This is a genomic window from Candidatus Hodgkinia cicadicola (genome assembly GCF_002774925.1).
In genome coordinates this window covers 1-1,032 of the sequence record NZ_NXGO01000059.1, presented here as the reverse complement: position 1 = coordinate 1,032, position 1,032 = coordinate 1, and the positions used below count along the sequence as shown (strand labels likewise).

Here is a 1,032-nt window from a genome sequence, read left to right as displayed (position 1 = left end):
CTTACAAAAATGTTTTGTTTCTGGTTTTCTTTTTTTTATTAAAATCTTTCAATGTCTTTCTCTTTGATAATTATATATTGGTTTTTCGTCACCTTAAATTCTGCAGAGTTGTCCCATGTCCTCCAATGATTCCGTCGGTTCGATCCTCCTGGATGTCCTCTTGTCCTCACTGCTCGTCCTCTCGTATCTCGTCCTTCATGGTGCATTGGCTGCTGTAGATTATGCTGACATGTTGCTCTGGATCTGTAGCTGTTATGATAGAACCGTCTCTAGTACTCTGCATCTCGTTCCTCTGCTAGTCGTTCTTTCGTCCTCTGTCAGGAGTTGATGTTCTTAGTTGTCGACTGCTTGTAGACGTCCGACGATTTCTTTGTTACGGTATTTTTAATTATTGTTTTCATTAATACTTTAAATCAAAACATTTGTCGTAATACTGTATAAGTTATGCTTAATAAAAAAGATCATACTGATGTTAGACCTAGCCTCTAACTTTGTCCAAAGTAGTAAAAAAATTCGCGTCTCGGACGGGCATAGCGTACCGCCGCGACTGTGGAATGTTAGAAGAGAGAGTTCGTCTCTCCTGGGCTCATATTTATATCCACCCAGAAAACTGCAGCTGTCGATTCAGGAATCAGCCTGTCGACAGTTGAACCATGGCATGATAGCCCCCACTCTCGTCCTATTTCACATAATTGCACTTTTTCGCCAATCGCACTGCTTAACGCAGATTTCACGGCGATGAAATATTGTCTAATTTAATGACCTATGTGATGTGCAATTAACATGATGCTCGCACCACTAGTGTACTTATAATGCTTTAAAAATCGTAGTGGATTCGCACTGATTGTCCGAATTAGGTAAAATTCGCACTCCACTTGTGTCTGATTTTTACACATTTTTAGAAGTTTTTACTTTCTCGCTAACATATAAAACCATGTGAAACCGCTTTGGTTGATGCACATGAAACCTCCGAAACTATAAATGAAATAATATTAGTAGGTGGAATGACAAGGATGCCTAAAATCCAAAGAA

The 1,032-nt window shown here is 39.2% G+C and carries 1 pseudogene; it reads left to right on the top strand.

Features of this window, described 5'->3' with window-relative positions:
* Positions 1–926: 926 nt before the first annotated feature.
* Positions 927–1,032: pseudogene (locus MAGTDC_RS02625) on the top strand (Hsp70 family protein); the annotation flags it as partial.